General features: G+C 59.6%; 14 protein-coding genes, 1 pseudogene and 1 other annotated feature. Of the genes and pseudogenes, 3 read left to right on the forward strand and 12 right to left on the reverse strand.

Features of this window, described 5'->3' with window-relative positions; all coding sequences use genetic code 11:
• Positions 1-562 precede the first annotated feature (562 nt).
• Together LXT13_RS07240 and LXT13_RS28425 are read right to left on the reverse strand one after the other, a co-directional pair.
• A complete protein-coding gene (locus LXT13_RS07240) occupies positions 563-910 on the reverse strand; it encodes a hypothetical protein (RefSeq protein WP_233371150.1) in 348 nt (115 codons plus the stop codon).
• Between the two features lie 59 nt (positions 911-969).
• The gene (locus LXT13_RS28425) at positions 970-1,104 is read right to left on the reverse strand and encodes a hypothetical protein (protein ID WP_255719294.1); all 135 of its coding nucleotides are present in this window, start codon (positions 1,102-1,104) and stop codon (positions 970-972) included.
• Positions 1,105-1,293: 189 nt separating this feature from the next.
• On the opposite strand from LXT13_RS28425, the gene LXT13_RS07245 reads away from it, so the two are divergent.
• Positions 1,294-1,770, forward strand: coding sequence for an H-NS histone family protein (locus LXT13_RS07245; RefSeq protein ID WP_349254824.1), 477 nt, complete (start codon positions 1,294-1,296; stop codon positions 1,768-1,770).
• 198 nt (positions 1,771-1,968) lie between these two features.
• Here LXT13_RS07245 and LXT13_RS07250 read toward each other — a convergent pair whose 3' ends face one another.
• The 3 genes from LXT13_RS07250 to LXT13_RS07260 form a co-directional block, all read right to left on the reverse strand.
• Complete coding sequence (locus LXT13_RS07250; protein ID WP_233371151.1) at positions 1,969-2,217, reverse strand: hypothetical protein; 249 nt, start codon at positions 2,215-2,217, stop codon at positions 1,969-1,971.
• Positions 2,218-2,346: 129 nt separating this feature from the next.
• Positions 2,347-2,529, reverse strand: a complete 183-nt coding sequence (locus tag LXT13_RS07255) for a DUF7713 domain-containing protein (protein WP_233371152.1) — start codon at positions 2,527-2,529, stop codon at positions 2,347-2,349.
• Positions 2,530-2,602: 73 nt separating this feature from the next.
• Positions 2,603-3,034 (reverse strand): DUF7686 domain-containing protein, encoded by a 432-nt coding sequence (locus tag LXT13_RS07260; protein ID WP_233371153.1) that lies wholly within the window; start codon positions 3,032-3,034, stop codon positions 2,603-2,605.
• Positions 3,035-3,468: 434 nt separating this feature from the next.
• Between LXT13_RS07260 and LXT13_RS07265 the strand changes: the two genes are divergently transcribed.
• On the forward strand, positions 3,469-7,599 hold the full coding sequence (locus LXT13_RS07265; protein WP_233371154.1) for a dsDNA nuclease domain-containing protein: 4,131 nt from the start codon (positions 3,469-3,471) through the stop codon (positions 7,597-7,599).
• 208 nt (positions 7,600-7,807) lie between these two features.
• Positions 7,808-9,322: an ATP-dependent nuclease gene (locus LXT13_RS07270; protein WP_233371155.1), complete on the forward strand. Its 1,515-nt coding sequence runs from the start codon at positions 7,808-7,810 to the stop codon at positions 9,320-9,322.
• Positions 9,323-9,523: 201 nt separating this feature from the next.
• Here the strand turns inward: LXT13_RS07270 and LXT13_RS07275 are convergent, their stop codons facing one another.
• From LXT13_RS07275 to LXT13_RS07305, 7 genes and pseudogenes are all read right to left on the reverse strand, one after another.
• Positions 9,524-11,101: an argonaute/piwi family protein gene (locus tag LXT13_RS07275; RefSeq protein WP_233371156.1), complete on the reverse strand. Its 1,578-nt coding sequence runs from the start codon at positions 11,099-11,101 to the stop codon at positions 9,524-9,526.
• Positions 11,102-11,103: 2 nt separating this feature from the next.
• Positions 11,104-12,924, reverse strand: a complete 1,821-nt coding sequence (locus LXT13_RS07280) for a PDDEXK family nuclease (RefSeq protein WP_233371157.1) — start codon at positions 12,922-12,924, stop codon at positions 11,104-11,106.
• A 112-nt stretch (positions 12,925-13,036) separates the two neighbouring features.
• The gene (locus LXT13_RS07285; RefSeq protein WP_233371158.1) at positions 13,037-14,830 is read right to left on the reverse strand and encodes a UvrD-helicase domain-containing protein; all 1,794 of its coding nucleotides are present in this window, start codon (positions 14,828-14,830) and stop codon (positions 13,037-13,039) included.
• Positions 14,831-14,847: 17 nt separating this feature from the next.
• Positions 14,848-16,980: an ATP-dependent nuclease gene (locus LXT13_RS07290; RefSeq protein WP_233371159.1), complete on the reverse strand. Its 2,133-nt coding sequence runs from the start codon at positions 16,978-16,980 to the stop codon at positions 14,848-14,850.
• Positions 16,981-17,728: 748 nt separating this feature from the next.
• Positions 17,729-18,345, reverse strand: a pseudogene (locus LXT13_RS07295) (IS3 family transposase); the annotation flags it as partial.
• Positions 17,951-18,067: a sequence feature (AL1L pseudoknot), on the reverse strand. (Overlaps the previous pseudogene by 117 nt.)
• A gap of 59 nt (positions 18,346-18,404) precedes the next feature.
• Entirely contained in the window at positions 18,405-18,875 is a 471-nt protein-coding gene (locus LXT13_RS07300) for a hypothetical protein (RefSeq protein ID WP_233371160.1), read from the reverse strand.
• A 9-nt stretch (positions 18,876-18,884) separates the two neighbouring features.
• The gene (locus LXT13_RS07305; protein WP_233371161.1) at positions 18,885-19,736 is read right to left on the reverse strand and encodes a hypothetical protein; all 852 of its coding nucleotides are present in this window, start codon (positions 19,734-19,736) and stop codon (positions 18,885-18,887) included.
• Positions 19,737-19,766: the final 30 nt, after the last annotated feature.

The following is a 19,766-nucleotide window of genomic DNA, read 5'->3' on the forward strand; positions in this document are numbered from 1 at the left end:
TTGAACGGCGGCGCGCGCGTCCCTGGATGTGGCTCCAAGTACATAAGTGCATATGTCCCTGGCGAGCCTCGATCGTGCTGATGTGCGACCGGAGAGAACCCGGCTCACTTGTGACTGGCTTGCTCCCAGCGCTTCAGCTATTGAGGACTGACCGAGCCCTATACGCCTGGCCTGTTCGGCGGCGCGCGCGATGGTGATGCTTGCTTGCTCGACCGGCATGCATCAATTATGCATAAATGCAAGCAGCGTCGGCTGATTAGGGGGCGGCGTGGACCTTTTCACCCGGCGTCAAGGGCAGCAGGCACCGATGGCCCGCTGGCATGTCGAGTGCGCCATCCCTATCATGGACCGATGAAAACTAGGGCGCCCCAAACGACGGTTGTGGCCTCCGCCCGCCGTAGTTTTCAAGCTAGCTTCAGGACGGGTTGGGCAATGTGGTAGGCGCCGTGGGCTGCCCTGGCTTCGTGCTTCCGCGCTGCGGCGTCTCGCTCCGAGCGTAGGCGCGGCCAGCCGGAGTGAGTGACCCTAGACTCCTGCAGGGGCTGCGGGCGAATTGACTGGCTCAGTCTCCATGCGCGTTCTTCTGCCGATCCTGCCTGGGCGGACTCTTGGTGTCGTTGTCACCAGTTGCCAGCACGCCGGCGCGCCGGGTCTTCGGAAACAGCAACTTCAAGGCCGGATCGAATACTCCGACACCAGCGCGTGCGTCTTCAGCCATCAGCCGCTCGAAGTCAGGACTGCCAAACTCCCGACCAACCGGCCTCATCTCGTCCCACGAAAGAAGCTCTTGGTCGAAGGGCTTGCTACGTTGCGTGATGCGTTGCTTGGCGATGGTCGACCTGCGCTTGCGCTGTGATGGCATGTCCGCCTCCTGAAATGTCGGTTGGTTTCCCAGCTTTTCGACGATCACCGGAGTGAATCATGACCAAGACCCCCATGCAAGTGATCGAGACCCTCAGTGCTGCACAGTCAGTGATGGAGCAGCTCCACACCCGGATAACGGCAGAGCGCGATGTCCTTGATGTCGGCGATCTCGTTTACATCCAAACCACCATCAAGCAGATTCAAATGCTCTTCCAATCCGCCGCGGAGTACGAAGAACATCTAAACCGCCACTTGGCACGGACTCGCGACCGCATTTCTCGGTCTACGTCTTAGTTCAGACCGGTAGCCTTCTGAGCAGGATTGCGTAACTCGGCAATACCGACCGATTCGGTCGACCTTGAGGTATTGTCTCGCCCTATGACTGCGCCGAGGCGCAATACACGTGATCACGAATCCGGAGCCCATTGAATGACCAAGTCTCTCTCGAGCATCCTGTCCCAGATCGAACGCCTGCAAAAGGAAGCGGCGAACATCCAATCAGAAGTCGTCACGCGCATCCGTAAAGACATCGCCAAGTACGGCTTGACTGCAGAGCAATTGTTCGGGTCAGTGGGTGTTCCCAAGCCGGGCCGCACAAGGGCCGGCACCGAACCCGCCAAAGCCGCAAAGCCGCCCAAGTACGCCGACGGCACCGGCAACACCTGGGGCGGCATGGGAAAACGCCCCGAGTGGATCCGTCAGGCCCTGGCTGCCGGCAAGGCGCTGGAGGACTTCCTGATCAGCAACACCGCAAGCGCTACGCCCGCGAAGACCAAAGCAACAAAGACCCGCGCCAAGCCGAAGACAACGCCGCTCCCCAAGGCCATAGTCAAGAAGCGCGCAGTTGCCAAGTCGGCCGCATCGCGCAAGCCGCGCGCCATGGCGGCAGCAGACCCTGAAGTCTGAACACGGTCCTCGCCAGTCCCTGCAAAGATGCCATGGTCCGGCCACATACGCCGGACCATGCGACGCCCCCTTAAAATGGGCTCGACAGCACACGTCGTCAAGCCCAATACCGCGTCGTCAATCAGACCTACGGCAACTGCCCTGTTGGCATCTCGCCCTCGGCGCAACGCGCTCAGGCCATCGCAAACTCGCGAAACCTCAGCTCATGGGCCGGCATCTGGCCGTCCTACCGCGCGGCACGTGCTGCCTGGCTGTACCGTGCTCGACCGAGCGCTCCCGCAACGCCAGTAACCCGGAGCTCGCCGCGATCTGTCGCCGCGCCGCATGAATGGCCGGCGCGAACTCCGGACTCACGCTGAGCTTGTAGTCCAGGTAGCTGTCGTGCCGTTCCGGCCAGACTCGCCACCAGGCGAAGAGGCTGTCCGCGCTGCTCAGATCGAGTTGCATGCGCACTCCATTCAGAAGAGATCGCCCGTCGTCAGGCCAGTAAGTTCGGGCGGCTTCGACGGCAGGGCCTTCGGGATGCTGACTGGGCCTATGAGGGCGGCACGCTGTGGCACCCCTTGTTCGGCCTCGTCAGATCTCTTCGCTCAGGTCGCGAAACTCCAGTTTGAACTGCCAGCCCTCGAAAGCCGACACCATACGGCCGAGTTCGTCCCAGGATATCTCCCGACCATCGATGACGACCATCGGCACACGCTGATCGTCGTCGGGATCACTACCGATGGTGCCACGCAGGATTAGGGCAACGCTGAACAAGTACCCGAAATTCGGGCATGGCGCTCGCAAGTCCTTGATTCGCAACGCGGCTCAGACGCACCTGGAGACTTAATCAGCGTTGCCTTAGGCGATCATTCACCTGCGGCCCGTGGTCGGCGTCATCCAGATGTGTGAGAGCCAAGGCCCGGCGCATCTTGCCAATCAACTTGCCCAGTAACTCCAAAGGGTCATCGTCTGGCTCGCCGATCACCTGAAACTGATACCCGGCTGGGCTGCTATCTCGCAGCTCAAACGCGTCGATCGCTACGCCGGGCCCGAACAGCCGGGTTCGAAACCGGAACTCGTGCTCAATGCCACGCCCGTCGACCATGCGCACAGGTTCGAAGGCCACGTGCTCGAACCCTTGCAGACAGAGGCGACTGGCGGCGGCCTCGTTGAAGCATCGGCCGCAGAGCTGCCGGTAGCCACCCTCCATCGCCCCGTAGTTCACGACATCGTGGGCAGACGCGGGCTGACGGCAGGTCTCGCAGGTGATTGGCGGCATGGGTGGTGCGGTGGGTGTGGGCGACAGGAAGGTAGGCTACGAACGCGGGGCAGCAAACCGATCAAACACCTGCTTGGCCCGTCGGACATTGTCGGTGTTCAGGTACATCGAGGTCGTGGCCAACGGGGTGTGCCACAGGTTGTCGCGCACCGTGGTCAGCTTGGCACCGCCTTCGAGGCGGCGCGTGGCGCGTCCATTGCGGCGCGGTGTTGGCAGATTTAGCGCGGGTCGCTTTGGCGCGCCAGTGTCGTCGTAAGGTGTCCTCCGCTTTGCCGCCAGCCAATCGAATGAAGTCCTGGGTGAGGACACCAGTAGGCTGCCGCTCGGTGATCAGCAGACCAGCCATCGGCGGTGAAGCAGTCGTCCAGACAGTCAGGCCGGCAGTCCCCGTCGACCCACAGTAAACGTCTGCTGTTCAGCGATATTCTCTGCGAATGACCGACCATTTCTCCTCTGGCCCTCGCCTCGTTGAACCATCTGGTGATCATAGAAGACAGGCGGTTGACTCTCTCAGGGGCTACGCATACCAGCTATACGTCAGCGCGCTCGCGTGGCTAAGGCTGCATTCCGAGGAGCGGTTGTATCTCGAGGTGGCTGAGGATTTCGCCCTCGTCACCAGGGACGCACTCGAAGGCGTCCAGGTCAAGGATACAAGCGGGTCGGGGCGGGTAACCATCAACTCCGAGGATGTCCGCCAAGCGTTGGCAAGCTTCGTCGACCTAGTGAAGAGGAACCCGCGTGCGAAAGTGACTCTGCGTTTCCTGTCTACGTCGGAAATCGGCCTAGAGAAGAGCCTGGAGGATCGCGCCGCTGCTCAACCAGTCCTTGAGTACTGGCGCAAGGCCGCCAGCGGCGCCGATGTAGCTCCGTTGCGAGCGGCAATTTTGCGGGCCGAAATCACTGACGAAGTTCGCACGTTCATTCAAGCGCGTGACGACGACGCGCTTCGCCGCGATCTGCTTCAACGTGTGTTCTGGGACTGCGGATTTGCAGCGCTGGACGGAGTCAAGCGGGAGCTCGCCGATGCGCTGGTCGTCTACGGGAGCGATCGCCTGCGGCTCACGCCACGCGACGTTGAGGGTCTTCCTGCCATGGTCGTTGGCGAGGTCCTTGATGCATCGCTTAGAAGCGAAGCGCATGCTCGTTGGCTGGACGCCGCAGCGCTTTTGAGGCTCTGCGAGGAAAGAGCCCGGACGGCAGTTCCTAAGAGCTTGCTTGAAGACCTTGTTCGCAACGTCTTTTCGAGCTCAGGCGGAGGCTCCGCGCCAGTTGTTTCGCGCAGGCTCCTTGAGAGCGTCAATGCAGTCCCGATGCCAACGGACGTGCTGCCTAGGCAGCACGTGGTGCAGGATGTCCTTCAGGCACTGTCGCGGTTCCCGCTTGCATTCTTGAATGCAGGGACGGGGATGGGCAAAAGCGTCGTGGCCAGGCTGGTGGCTCGAAGTCGCCCAGGCGAATGGATGATGCTCGACCTGCGGGATCTGTCAGACGATGAGTGTGAGATCAGGCTCGCTGCCGCTGTTGGAGAAGCTGCTTCTGTAGCGTTGAGCGGCATCCTCGTCGAGGACATCAACCAGCTTGATAGCAGCCGGCGGGTTGCTTCCGCGTTCGGTCGGCTCGTCGACGCGCTGCGCAGGCGAGATGCCGTGTGTCTTGCGACGTGCTACAGGCCGGTGGCGGGTGGTGTGCTCGACAGCATTGGCTGTGGCGAGGCTGCCTGCTACACGGTGCCAGCACTCAATGAGTCCGAGGTTGCCCGCCTAGTGCAGAACTACGGCGGCGAGCCAGGGGCGTGGACACAAGCTGTGTTCATTCGTGGTGGGCAAGGCCATCCACAGCTAGTTCGCGCAGCGCTAGTGGGCCTACGGCGCCGAGCTTGGCCAGCCAGCGAGCTCTCTAACTTCTCGTCCGCTGACGCGCTTGTTGACGACATTGAAAGCGAACGGATGTCGGTGCGACGACGCCTCGTTGAATCGCTTGAGGAGGCCCCGCGAAACCTTCTCTACAGGACTAGCCTACTGCTTGGTCGATTCCAACGGCAACTAGCACTCGCAATCGGCGGTATCAGCCCTGAGATCAGGTCTCCAGGCGAGGCGCTCGATACGCTCGTTGGACCGTGGATTGACTCAGCCGGAAGAGACCTCCTGCGCGTATCGCCGCTGGCTGCGAATTCTGGTTTCAATGTCCTTGCCCGTACTGAGCAACTCGCTGTTCATAGAGCCGCGGCGGCGTTTCTCTTCTCGGATGGGCTCCGTGTGGACGTCGGCGACGAGCTGTTCTTGCATGCGGTAAGCGGGGAGCTTGATGAAATTCTTCTTCAGCTGGCCCTTGCGGTAGTTACCGAGTCGGACCAGAAGCATCGCCCCCTGGCCCTCTGGCTGCCCAACCTTCGCGCTGCATCCACAGGCAGGGCGATTTCGACTGGACGGGCCGACGTCGCACGCGTTCTTCGGCTAGCTCAATTCCTGCTGGTGGTCGCGATCAGTGACGCTCGGGCTTCTACCGTGTGGGAGTCGCTATCTCGTGAGACTGCGAATGAAACTGACGTTGAGCAGGCGCGCCGGTTTGAGACCATGGCCCTGAGCAAAGCACTTCTGGCGTCGAAGTTGGCTGATGCACTTCCAGGATGGCTTCAGCTTCTACGGCGCTTGAGAACCCTTTTCAATGAGGACCCTGAGCTTCAGGAGATCGCAACGCGGGCTGAACGGGGCGCGCCGCTGTACGAGGGCAGCCGCCCAACGACGTTAGGACTTCTCTTTCTCTTCAACGCATCCAATGTTCAGCACATATCCCAGCAGCTGGATTTGTTCTTGGCCTTGAACTCCTTGCCAGCGGAGGAGCGACGTGAGTACCTCAGCTTTGCGCTAGCTACACGCGGCGCCATGACGACTGTCGTGAACGGACCTTGGCTGGCTGAAGTTAGGCGCGAGACTATCAATGGGCAACGGGCCGCTGGCGAGTACTTGCAAATGTCCGCGATCGCCAACGACTGGGGCGAGCAAGCCCTGGCGATCGCGCTTCGCGTTGTGTCAAGTGTGATGCTTGATGAGTATGCCAACGACTCCGATCGTGCGCTGGCGACGCTGCGAGCAGCTGAAAGCGAGTTCGGCCAGCACTTCGACTTGGCTAGGGCACGCGCGAAAATTCATTTCAGGCAACGACGGCACGCCGACATGTTGGCCGTAGTCCATGACCTGTCGACGCAGCTAGGAAACTTTGACCCGTTGGAGCGCGCCTTCCTTCTGCGAGAGACAGGCATAGGAGCCGCTGAGCAAGGCGACTGGGCGGGTGCCGCGATTTGGTTCGAACGCGCCTACGATGATGCTCAGACCTTGCCCAGCGATGCGAGCCGCCGCCTCGCCATCGGGCTTCGTGCAGATATGGCCCTGGCCTACTACAAGGGCGGCGAGCAGCACCGGGCGATCGAGCTATACGAGGGCGTCATCGATGCACTTCCTAGCATTGACGGCCAGGATGCTCTGGGAAGTGTCTATCTCAGTCGAGTCGCCCGTCACGGTGTGCTCTGGCTGTTTCTGCAGGCCACTGGTGAAGACCCAGGTTCCATGGCCGGGGAAGACTTTGCGACCTTGGTGCCGGGCATGTGTAGCAACCAGAGTCCGCCCGAGCAGATTCGGGAGAAGGAGCTTGCTTCGCTCGACGTGACTTGGTACCTCTTCGCTGTCGTTGAGAGTCAGAGGATGCCGCCGACTGCCGCTCTCGAAAGGCTTCGGGGCCGACTGCGTGGACGCCAGATTCCGAACATGGAACTAATGGTCATCGAACGGCTTGTCGAATCCGCTATCGGTTCCCAATCCGTCAACGAGTTCGTTGCGCTATTCAGACCTTGGATAGATCACCTTGTGTACTGGGAGAGCCATCGAGATGCGATGGCGCAGAGTTCAGTTGCTCATCCGGTCTACGGGGTTGCTCCCGCTGCTCAGGAGGCTCAACTGGCTTCAACGTTCATCATTGAAAGCACGCAGCATTCCATCCTTGGCTTTTGCATAGTGGCTGCGTGTTGTGGTCACGCCGACCGCATCGCGACTCTGCGTACGGAGCTCCCCAAAAGTCTTCGCCTCTTGGAGGCGGAACGGCTACTGGATGCGATGCTTGGCACGCACACGATTCCCGACGCTACCGAGCTCCCGGACTTTGCAGCGACGCAGGTTAGGAACGTGATGGTGAACGCGACACTGACGCCGGAGGAACTGTTCGAGGCCACCCTTCGCTTCTCACAGGTCGCATTGAAGTCCCGTTTCAAGAAGCCAGTTGGAGCCGCCGTCGAGAAGTGGGTTCGCCAGCGGTGGGGCGCAGAGATGCCGTCCCCGTCTCTCTTCGCCACCCCCAAGCTCGCTATGCCTGCTATCCAGCGGGCGCTCGAAACGTCAGGGCTGGCTGGAGTCCCTACTGTTCTCCTCGCGGCTGAGCAATACCAACGTCATCGCCTATCGCCGGATCTCCGTGCGTACTTGGTAAGCGCCGCCAAATCGATGCGACCAAGCAGCGATGCAGTATCGGCGCTCGATAGCAGCCCAGCTCGGGCTTCCTCTGGCGGTACTCGGTGATAGCGACGGATTCGCAACGAGTCGATAGGGAGCAGTTCTTCCGCTTATGAGCCCAAAGCACATCTCTCAGTTGCAGTGCCTCTCTCTGCGAGGCCTCGCAAGAGTATCGCAACACGACTTACCGCCGCCCTTTAGCCGGTCACGAGACCTACAGCTCCAGAGCATCAACGTTTTCGCCGGGCCAAATGGCTGCGGGAAGACAACTGTCTTGGATGCTGTTCGCAGCATCTTTGAGCCAGAACTTCTGGCCAGACTGCGGCGAGAAAATATCCTGGCTGATACCGTGTCCGGTTTCCGGATGAGATTCGCCGATGGTGCATCGGTCTGGGCGCTCTTTCATCAGACTGGTCCAGCCCAAGACGAGGAGCAGACTTGGGAATGGGATTGGCAACATACGCAGATGGCCGTTGAGCTACCCTCCGCCGTCCGCACGCCGGGGCCCATTACAGCGGTATCGACTCTCCCGGTCATGGATCCCATTGGTGAGCAGCATCTCCAGCCCTTCATACCGCCGCTCTCAATGCTCGCCAGGGAAGGAGCATCATGGCCTCGCACAAAGAGATCAGCACTTGAGCTGAAAGACTACTTGTCGATATTGCCAAGGTTTCAGCATTTGTTCCCGAAGAATGAGAGGCCGCACCAAGAAGCCGGGTTCAAGTTTGCAGCAAAGGCGGGAGACCTATCGGAAGCAAACGGGGAATTGCATCAGCACCATGGCGATGACCTCTCTCAAAGCAGTAGAGTGTTGCCCGAGTATCTGCCCTCTGGTTGGAAGCAGATTGTTGATTTGCTTTCATGGGTTGAAAGCTGCAAGGACGACTCCGTTTGCGTGATCGATGAGCCCGAGAGGCATCTCCACCCCCTTTTGCAACGCGCACTGATCGCAGAGTTGGCCGTTCTGAGCTCAAGAAAGCGTCTGCAGCTGATCATCGCGACACACTCTCCTTCGTTTTTGAATCACAGGGCTTGGGGGAGAGATGTTGCTGTCTTTCACCTGTTGGGAGGCCACATTGTCCGCGAACCAGACATCACCGCAATACTCGATCAGCTCGGATGCGTTGCAAGCGATTTGTGCCAATCCAACGGGGTTGTCTGGGTGGAAGGCCCCTCTGATCGAATCTACATCAACGCATTTCTGCGCGCTTGGCGCTCGCAGCGGGCGCCGCACAAGTCCCCGTTGATTGAGAACGTGCACTTCTCCTACGCGTTTTTTGATGGTAGCTGCCTCGTTCATTTCTCAGGGCTCACGTCACCCAGTTCATCATCATTCAATGGCGACGATGCGGCTCTTCTTGAGCAGGTGGGCGACGGTACTGAGCAGCAACCCGAAGACTTGATTCAGTTACTGCGCTTGAACCGGAACGCTGCCATCTGCATCGACTGCGACAACGACTTCGCTATCGATGATTTCGGATCACTAATCGCGTCGAACACCCTTGGGCGCACGAAACTCAGGGTGTCAACTGAATTGGCTGGAACTGGAATGGACCCGATCCACATCACCGATGGCTACACGATGGAGTGCTACGTGGCAGAAGTGATGCCACGGGGATTCCTGCAGGTGTCGGCGGGCCGCGTCGCGGTTGGAGGAAGTAAGGTTCAATTTGCCTTAAGATTCTCACGCTTGTCCGACTCGGTCATCGCGACCTGCTTCGAGCGTCATCCCGGACTCTGCAACTTCGTGAGGAAGCTGGATTCTGCGATTGAGCAATGGAACGGTTGACACGTGGCGCCGATCCAAATTGACCCACCAGTTGGACTGTCTGAGCGTAATAGTTCGACCAGCACCATGATTGCGTCGGCTCACGTCATGAAGATCAAAGGTGTGAATGCCGGCGAGGGTCAGTTTTCGGCGAGCGTCAACAGATTGACCCTGTCAGCGCCTCGATCGGATATTCAGCCGTCATGTGCGTCATGGGCCGAGTCATGCGTAGTACTTGAAGTTGGGCTTCCACTTGTTAGGCGGAAGGCCAGGGTTCGCCAACAAAATTTCGCCCACCCGCTCAGAGTACTTCACGGTGATCGGTTGCCCCTCGCCGAGTTGGCATGCGTTGTAGTTCAACTTGGTTAGACCAAGCACATCGCGAGCGACCTGCAGCAAATCCGCCTCACCGTGCTGGATCGTGATCGTCAACGGCACCGGGACCTCAAAACCGTCGTAGGTGCCAAGTCTGGACTTGAAACCGTTCGTGAACAGCAACCCGAAGCGCCGGCTACGCTGCCAGAAGACGCCTCGCTGCACCGGATGCTGGCCCCGCTTGCTGACATCAGGGTGATCATCAAACCGGTATAGCCGCATCCCCCCCCGATGATCCATGCGGACGCGGATGGCGACTAGGCTCACGCCCTCTGGACAGGCCCTTTGGAAGCCTGCGAACTCATCCGCGTCAATTCCAGAGCGGGCATGAATAAAGACTTCCTTCAGCGGGCGCCCATCTTGCTCCTGGTAGGTCGCAATCACGCCTCGCAGCAACGCTTCCGCCTTCTCGGGCGGCAGGTGGAACTCGCCACGCTCCCTCGAGTACCAAGGGCCGAACTCGCCCACGAAGACCAAGCCGTCACCACTGTCCAGGAACATCTGGGCTGCGCAGCATGCTTGGCGACCGTCTTCGGTCAGCTTGTACGCAATACCGACGTAGCAGACGCCTTCTCGAGCCCAAGGTGTCTTCCACGGCTTGGCTCCACACTTGTAGTAGGCCGCAGTCCCGAAGTTCCAAAGTCTGTCAGACAATGGGTTGGTTCCCTTTTCGCCCATACGAACTTGTGACGTGATGGCGAGCGTCGACTCCTTGATGATCTGAACCGGCAACTCGTGCGCCATCATGCGGGCCTTGAGTTGGCGCCGAAAGTCTGGTGAATGCCCGAGCGCAGCCTGAAGGTCATCGACTTCGCTCATCAGTGCTTGGGCTTCGTCGGTGAAGTCGAACAAGCCTGCCTGCCCAATGCTGCGGGACTTCAACATGGCCTTGACCATGCCGATATCCTCCTTGGGCCTGTCGGCATCACTCCGCTTGCTCATCGGTACGAATGACTTGGGGCGGCAATTTTCGTAGACCTCGTCTGGAACAACGCACACCGCAAGCGCCGGTCTGGAATCGAGCTTGGCAATACGTTCGAGCGGCGCAAGGTACAGATTGGCAACTGCGTAGGCACGCTCATGCCTGTCGGCCTTCCGCGACGCGGTCGACAACTCGGCTGCATCGACCGAGAGTTCACGGATCGGGCTTCGCCATCTTGCGCCGAAGGCCACTTCATACCCTGGGTAGGGTGGCCAAGCTCGATGCTTCAGAACGTCGACGCATGAGGCTGGCGAATTCAGCGCTTCACACCAGCTCCTCCAGAGCGCCAGGCCCCGCTCAGAACCAATCACGACGTAGTCAGGCATCTGGGTGCGCTTCTCGGCCGGTCCAAAGAGCGCCAGGCCGTCATGCGGATCCTCCGCGGTCTGTCCGTCTCCGAATTCCAGTAACGGCTCACCGATGTAGTGGAACGAGTCGCTCATGCTTAGTTACCTTCCTCGACCGTGGATACGTCGCTAGTCGTCTCGTCCCCTTCGTCGTCCCGTGATCGGTACTCAGCAAGCTCTTCGCCAAGGTCATAGCCACCGCTGAGTGCAACGATGTCGAGTCCAACGGGGCATTCCCACATCAGAGGTGCCGTCTGCATGATCACCGCTGAGCTGCCCTCTCCGAACCGCACACAGCCCACTTCGGTTTCAAGTCCCTGCACGATTCCTAGAAGGCGAGGTAGCCATTTGTTGTTCCACCATCCTTTACTGACCACCTTGCGTCGGCGCCCAATTTCTTTCCCCTCGAACAGCGCACCTTCCAGAGTCGTCACGCGGATGTACACGCTGACCACGACAGTCCAGTTCCCTGCGTAATCGGCTTGCACTGAGAACAGTGGCGCCAGTTGATACGCGAACGTTGATGCTCGATCACCCCAGCCTTTGGTGCGCTCGCCGGTGAGCTGCACTGTCGTGTTGCGGCCATCTATGTGACGGATTGGCTGAACCCACTCGCCACGCTCCCGCTCCGGGTAGTAGTAGACCTTTCGGTTGGCGCAAAACCTCAACCCCTTGCTGACACAGACGCATTCCAGACTGCGTCGTGCGAGCTCCTTGGCGATGTCGCGGGTCCTTCGGCCATCCTTCTCCGGCACTTCCTTCCACAGCAGCTGCCCGCGACCGTCGAGCTTGATGTGATCTGGCGGAGGAAGGAAGGACGCGAATCTATGGGAGGTGACCTTGGCGCAAGGCCAAAGTTGTCGCCACTCAATGAGCTGTTCAGCGCTGGGTTCCGCTCGGACCTCTACGATGAACATCACATCGGGCAGCTCAAGCGGAAACACATTCGCGAATACCGGCTCCGGCGTCGCTACTGTCACTCGCACCGGCAGGTAGTCTCCCAGAGCGATGCTCCTGCCGCGCGCAGCATCCAGCGAAGGCTCTATGCCTCGTGTGGACAGCCGGGCCAGAACACCGCGCAGTCCCGTCATCCAGGACTCCCCGAACTCGGCCGTAGTGAGATCGCTGAGCCGAGAGGGGAGTCGAGTGCCGCGGACCAGTCCGGCGCTGCAAGGTGTAACTAGATCTAGCGTGCTCCCGGCGACGACGCAGCGCTCTCTCAGCAGCTCGTCAGACAGTCCAGCAGGTGAGAGTATTGGGATGTACTGCTGTGCCCGTGTCTCAAGTAGTAGTCGGATCGATGCATCGGCGTTCTCCCCGACAAGCGGTGCAGTTCCTCGGCACCACGTTGAGAAGCCCGCAAGGGTGAGCCGGCGGGCCAGCCAGGTTGCCAAGGCGTGATCGTCGTCGACGTGGTCGATGATCAGGAGATCTCGCGACTCCAGGACAACTTCACCTCCTCTTTGTGGAAAGAAGCTGGGCGTAAAAATGCTGGGGTGTCGGCTGACAAGGTGGCGCTGTGGACCAACCAGCCGGACGCGCAGCCGCTCGAGATCGAAGAGGTCGAGACGCCACCCGAACTCGTCTGCAACCATCGACTGTGCCCAGTCCTTCTCTGCTGCAGACAGGGACACCGTACACACGAAGACCAAGACGTCAAACTGATGTTGCATCGCCCGCAAGCGAGAGCAGTCCCGCTTGAGCTTGGTGCGCCAATCCTCTCTGACCGTGTACGCGAAGACAAAGCCAAGTCCGTCTGTAGGCGTTCGCATGACCGCGTCGCGGCCACCATCACCTGTTCCTCCCAAGGGATCGATCCCCGGGTAGCCGGCACCTGCCAGAAGCGCCGAGCAGAGCCGTTCAAAGTCGCGGTAGTCAGTCAGCCGCTCAAGGCAGTATGTGATCTTGTCAGCAGACATTCTGTCGATCGCTCGGTCTAGTTTCTTTTGTTACTGGCTTGATCAATGACCTTCGACCAGCTGGACCTGGCAGCGGCTCAAACAAGGCTCGGCGCTTCATGCCATCTTTCGATCAGCTGGGGTCGTAGTCGAATTCACATGCAATCAGAGCTCTTGTCGGGCGATAGACGTCCCTAGTGCCGCGTGCCCGGCCGCCCTCGGAGAAAAGGTACAAATGCTTGCGAGCTCTGGAGCCAACGACATACAGCAACTTGCGAGCGCTGGATTCGCCGTCAGCGTCGTTGAAATGCGGCACCATCCCTTCCAGCAAGGCGTATCCGATCACGACGTCGAATTCCGCGCCCTTGACGCCATGGATGGTCGACACAGTGATGCCTGCGCGAGGCTGGAAGGCACGCTTGAAGAAAGCCAGTTCCCCGATGCCTTCAACGCCGTCATTTCGCAGTCGTTGGATTCGGGCCCGCGACGCGTCGAAGAAGTCGTCGTGCGCACTCATCAGCCCATCAAAGGCACAGTACGGAATAGCAAGCCGCGCAAAGACTTCATCGAAGAATGCCTGTAGGTAGTTCAAGCCGTCAGCGTCATCGACCTGGATCAAGTTGAACTCGCGCAGCAATTGTTTGCGGCTCAAGGCTGAGACATCGATGCCAGCCTCCTTCAGTCCCGCCAATACTTCGCCCGCCCACCGGAGGCGGCGCACATAGAGCTGTGGAGAGGGCTCCGTCAGAGCCAAGCGTGCGGCCTTGTACCAAAAGTTCTCAATATCGCGAGCAAATGGCACGATGCCTGGACCATTGAACTGAGAGTCCGGCATCCGAACGATCAACGCTCGGGTCATAGCAGACAGGTGCGTCCACTGCGGCGCAACGACACAGATCTCGTCAGGCCGGATCCCATGCTCTTCGACGCTCCGTCGGATCAGTCGCACGATGTCGTCAGCGAGGTCGGCCTTGTCAATGCGCCGGTTGTATGTGATCTGGCTTGGAAAATCGCGGTCCTTGCCAGCAGCGATGATCGTCGTGCCGTGAACGTTGAAGTTCTCGAAAAATTCAACTATTCGTTCGGACGAGCGATAGTTCCGCGAAAGTGCCCGAGGCTCGATAGGGATGCCTGACTTTGCGGTCAGCTCGCCAAGGTCAATCGCATAGCCTCCAAGGGATCCAAAGATGGCTTGGTTGGGATCTCCGACCATGAAGAGCCTTGTGGCACCCGCCCCGGCGCGCAGTATCGACGCCAGGATTTCGTACTGAATCTCCTTCGTGTCCTGATACTCGTCCACCAGCACGATTGGGAACAAGTTGGATAGAAGCTGACTGATGGATGGCTGGGATTGGATAAGCTGATCGGCGTACTTCAGGATCATCTCGAAGTCGATCAGTTTGCGCTCTGACAGGATCTGGAAGTAGCGAGCAAGCACCGCTTCAATGTAGCGATGCTTCCCTGCGTCGCTGCAGCCAAGGAAGTAGCCTCCCCTTGTGACGTAATAGTCGCAGTCCCAGAACGTGACACGCTGTGCCCGGTAGGGTTCGCAGAGCTCCTCGAGCAACTTCTCGCGTTCATGCAGATCGAGGATGCCGTATCCGCCTGCCAGGTCGGGCTCATAGATGCCATATGGCTTCAGGATCCACTCGAGGCAGAAAGCGTGAATCGTGCCGATCCACAGCTGGGTCGTGTCTACTCCCAGCGCTTCGATCCGATCATGAATTTCATCGGCCGCTCGATTGGTGTAGGTGATAGCTACGACGAATTGGCGCGCAGATGTGAGGCGAGATAGTTCATGCGCAATCTTGTAGGTCAGCGTACGCGTCTTGCCGCTTCCTGGACAGGCGACGAGGAACTGACTGCCTTCGAAGCGAACCGCTTCGTCCTGTTCCTGGTTCAGTTCGCGGTCGGTCCAAGTGAACATCGCTGTGCGCCGTCCATTCAAGTCACATTTGCGAGATGACGATGCACCTGATCGCCCGGTAACGCAGCGAGCATCGCAGTCTTCAGGTCTGCCAGGGGCACCGCTCCGTCGAGGTAGAGCTGCATATCGATCCGAGCCGCGTCAAGTGCAGCTTGCGTGATCGATCCAGCTTCTTGGGCCTTGGCCAATCGGTAGCTGAAGATGTTTGAGAAGAGCTCTTTGGAAAGCTCCGGCCGGGCAAAGAAGATCGCCTCGGCGATGTAGGCAGGCAGGATCGTGTCGTGTTCGATCTTGGCACCAAGCATGATGGCAAACCAACCTTTACCCTGGTTGGCGGCCATCGTCAGCACTCGCCGGCCGTACCGAGACTTGTCCCCTGATGAAATGTCGGCATGCGCATCCGCGATGGTTGGCGGGTCGACATAGACCTGGGTCACAAGAGCTTCGACGAGGGCTTCGTTTCCCGCCTCGACGAAGTCGACCTCAAAGGTGTGGGCCGCGTATTTCGCCGATAGCCACGGATTTCCTGCGACAAATGTGTTCAGAGCGATCTGTCGCGCGGCACCCTTCGCGTCTGAAGCTGCGCACTTGGCCTTAAAGGCCGCGAGTCTTGCGGGCTCCCCTGGAACCGGATTGGTGTCGAGGATCGCTGCATCGCGGTCGGTGATGATGGCGCAACGCTTGCGAATTCGGCTTTCGTGGAACAGCACCGCAACGTTTTGGAAGCCGGTGCTCCGGACATTGACCAGGCTGATCCCGAGCTCGTCGAGGCTGAGGCCAAAGACCTTCCTGAACAGCAGCGGTACGAGGATCTCCTCTGCGTCACCTTCGACCAGCACCACGCTTTTGGCAAAGAGAAGATTGCTCCGAACGGCGTCGAGATACCGCTGCACGGTGCCGACCGTTTCGTCGTCGAGACCAGTCGCCGGTTGGTAAGCCTCGCAAGCCGTGCCTCGACGTCCTAGGACGTTGATGCTCTTGACGTTGCTCACCTCAGAAATCTGTGGCGAATGCGTCGAGTAGATGATCTGCGTGTCTTCGTACGTGATGCGATCGAAAAGAGTTTTCTGAATGTGCGTGTGAATGTGCGCCTCGGGCTCCTCCACCACCAAGAAGTTCGCGATCGACTGATTTGCCCGTTGGTACTGAAATTCAAGCAACTTCAACGTCAGGAAGATCAAGTTCGCACCGCCGAGGCTCAGTTCGTGGATAGCGCCTTCGTAGGCATCAGCGGACTCACCGACGAAAAGCTTCAGCGATTGAAAGAGCTTGTCAGCCTCCTCCGGAAGATCTGACCGAATCGACAGCGAGTGCGGCGAGTAGGTCTCACCGGCAGCTGCCTTGATCGTTCCGCGAATGTCTGATCGAACGTCCTGAACGTCGTTCAGAGCGACGATCGAGTCATTGAGTTGCTGCACCTGCGCAACGATGGGCGCCATAGCTGCTGCCGAGATCTCACCGCTCTTGCTCTTGAGTAGAGCAAGCAATGGGTTGGTGCGGTTGTTGTGAAACTCTGCCACCACGTCCCTCAACGCCTGGACGTATGTAAACGACACTTCGTTGGCGATGGATAGGAAGTTGGGCAGCCGAGAACCGACTCGAGGGTCATCAACTTCATCGCCAAAGACGCAGAGGTCGAAGTCGCCAACAATCTCGCGATACACCGCCGGGTCGGAGAAGTCGGCGGTGCTTCGCCCAGTGATCACTGTCTCGTAGTCAGTGATCTGGATATCGTTGCGAAGCGCGTCAAGCGCTGCGTTGTCGAAGTCGTCGAGCGCAGCCAACCTCAAACGAACGTCTTTCTTCGGGCGGAAGATGAGGTTATAGGTTGCCCTTGCTACGGCAGGCAGCACACCCGTGCCGTGGAGGAACAGCGCCTGGACTGCCTCATCTGCACTGATCTCGCAAAACTCTATGCTGATAACGATCCAGTGGCCTCTCCAGTCGCCTAGCCCGCGGTGGAAGTCGCTCTCATCAAGTCGAAAGGCGGATCTGCTCATCGAGTCGTCTAGCAGCAGACGAAGCGCGCGAAACAGGTTGGTCTTGCCAGATCCGTTCTCGCCGATGATGGTGTTGACGCCTTTGGTGAAGGTCAGCTTCGCACCGGGGAAGTTTCGGTAGTTGACGAGCGTGAGTTGGGAGATGTGCATGCTGGGTAGTTGGTCGGTTTGCTCGCGCCAGAGCGAGAAGGCAGGCTACCTATTTGGCACATATGCCGCGAGGGGCAGCCAAGCGCTGGCTTGGCAGCGCCGCTGACCGCGTCGCTTCGTCCGAGCACTGCATCGCCGCGCTGTTGACGAGCCCAGCAGTAGAGCCATGTGGCCGTATTAGACACAGCGCAAACCCGGTAGCCTCAACGTGGTCAGCTCGGTATGCAGGCTAGTGTTTGAGGGCGGCCCAGCGCGCGTCGTTCAGTTGCCTGCGCGAGCAAACTGACGAGCCATGGGCCAACGCCGCCGCGCTTGTTACGCACAGCTCCACCCAGATCTACGATTTCGTGAACTCGCACATCGTTCTCCCTGCTTTGCTTGTAACAGTATCTTACTGCTCAGTCCTGCCGACCATACTAACGACGCTTCCGCTGCAATGGCGCTGAGTCCTTGATCGACTCGGTCCCGCAGGGATTACTGGTATCTGACTGCGGAAGCAACGTGGACGAAGAACGCGCTCAAGACTTGGTCCCACGAGTAAGAACAGCGCCACGAGCTGCGCGCCGGCTACACGCGGCCGGCGAAGTTTTCGTAGGCGGAGAAGCAACGCGCTGTCGAGCACTACCTTGAGCACGGCCAGTTCATCGCGGCGACCATCAAGGCGCTGAGCTATCCCTGCCGGGCTTTGCTGTCTGCGTGGCTGCAAGAGATTCATCCGCAGCGCACGCGCGTCGTCGTGCGTCGAGGCAAGGCCGTTTAGGCCTTGCTGACGCATCAACCGCTCGGCGGTGCAACGAGCCACCGCCACGCCTTCGCGGTTGAGCTGACGCCAGACCTTGTCGGCACCGTAGACCTGCATGTTGGCCTGCCACACGCGCTGGACCTGAGGCACCAGGCTTGCGTCGCGCTGCGCGCGAGGCGAGCACAACGCCGGGTTGCGCTGACGGGCAGCATGGCGCCAGTACTCCGACGGGGCGATCTGCATGACGCGACAGATCGACTCGACCCCGAACTGTTGGCGATGCTGGTCGACGAAGGCCTTCAGGACTTGATGCGGCGGTCGAGCTCCGCCTGGGCGAAAAACGCGCTGGCCAGCTTCAGTATCTCGTTGGCCTTGCGCAGCTCACGCACCTCGCGCTCGAGTTCCTTTACGCGCTGGGCTTCGCTGGTCGTCACGCCCTCGCGCACGCCCGCATCGACCTCTGCTCGCTTGACCCATTCGTTCAGCGTCTGCGGCACGCAGCCAATCTTGGGCGCGATGGACTCGATGGCCGCCCACAGCGACGGATATTCCCCTCGGTGCTCCTGCACCATCCTCACCGCGCGCTCACGCACCTCGGGCGAGAACTTGTTCGACTTGCTCATGGCTCAATCCTCTGAGAGTGTTGAGCCTCCTCGAAACCCGGGGCGGTACAAAGAGACGATCAAGGACCAGACGTTCCCTGACGCCGCGCCGGGCCGGGCGGCTTGGAGCGCACGAAGAAGAAACCCAGCAACGTAGCAAGTAAACCCTGTAGCGGACCGAGGAAGACAGTGGATTGCTGAAGAGCCGCTAAACGCTCGCCAACAGGGGCTTCCCAGAACAGCACTGCGGTCACCAACAAAAGGTAGACACACGAGCATCCCATGGCGATGCCGTACAGCATGCTGACGTCGGATGTCACCTGCAGGCGTTGAGCATTGTTCTGGGCCTGCCCGTCAGCGATGAGAACGCCCACCATCAACCCGAGCGAGGGCAGGAGACTCTGGATAAACCACCCCCAGGCCTCAGTGGAGTGGGATTGAAATCCTCCCTTCCCAATCGTCATGAAAGCGAAGATCACGGTCAGGCATCCGCTAACACTGAACCACAGAATGCCGAGGCGCTTCTTGGCCTGGCTGTATTGGACTGGCATGGGCGAACCTCAGGCGAGTTTGAGAGGAGGCGAGAGGGAGGCGCCAAGCAGGTGGATCTGTACATCAGCGTGGGGTACCAATTTCCCTTCTTCCTCTGATTTCGCGTCAGCGGGCAACTCGAATTCATAGACGAGTACGAACAGGCGCATGCCTGGCGTCGCGGATCGCATGGCCAAGACGTTCGGCAGTGCGCCAAGTACGCCGTTCTTAAAGAGCGCCGCGAACTCGGCGAACTTCGGCGCCTCTTTTGCGGTGAAGACGTCCTGGTCGGTGACCACAAACGTCATGAAGCGCGACCGCCGACTATTGCCCTTGAACATGATCCTCAGATACGTCAGGAACGTGCCGTCAAAATCATTGGGGTCGACGCCTTTGTACCAGCGGTCCACCGACGGCTTGCAGTCTTTCTCGATGCGCTCGAACTGGGTGAGCATCGCGTAGCCGCCGGGGAAGGAGAAGTAGCGACGCTCCCCGTATTGCGCCCTGTTGAGGCAAGGTTTCAGGGCTTCGTCGATCGCGCCCAAGGTCAGCTTGTCACCCGCAGTCCTGGTGATGCCGGCCGACTGCAGTGACAACGCCGCAAAGGTCGACGGCAGCGGCACAGGTGTCGGAAAGCTGGGAACGTCCTTGAGGAGCCCCGTTTGCGTCGCGTCCTCTGGCGGCGTTTGCCTCATGCCCGTTTTGTCCAGGCAGCCAGAAAGAAACAGGCCCAGCAGCGCAAGCAGCCGTCGCCTCTTCGAGACAGTATCGACGTCGACCATTTGCCCCCCAGACATCGGCTTGATCTGCGAATCATCGATGCTCCTTGCTGTCGCGACCTCATCATTCTTGCGGAGGCTCCTCGGGCAGCGCGGCAGCATCGGTCGCTATTCTTGCTCTCAAACTACGCC

Origin of the sequence: Pelomonas cellulosilytica (assembly GCF_021353265.1) — a bacterium.
GTDB classification, from domain to species: Bacteria; Pseudomonadota; Gammaproteobacteria; order Burkholderiales; family Burkholderiaceae_C; genus Pelomonas; species Pelomonas cellulosilytica.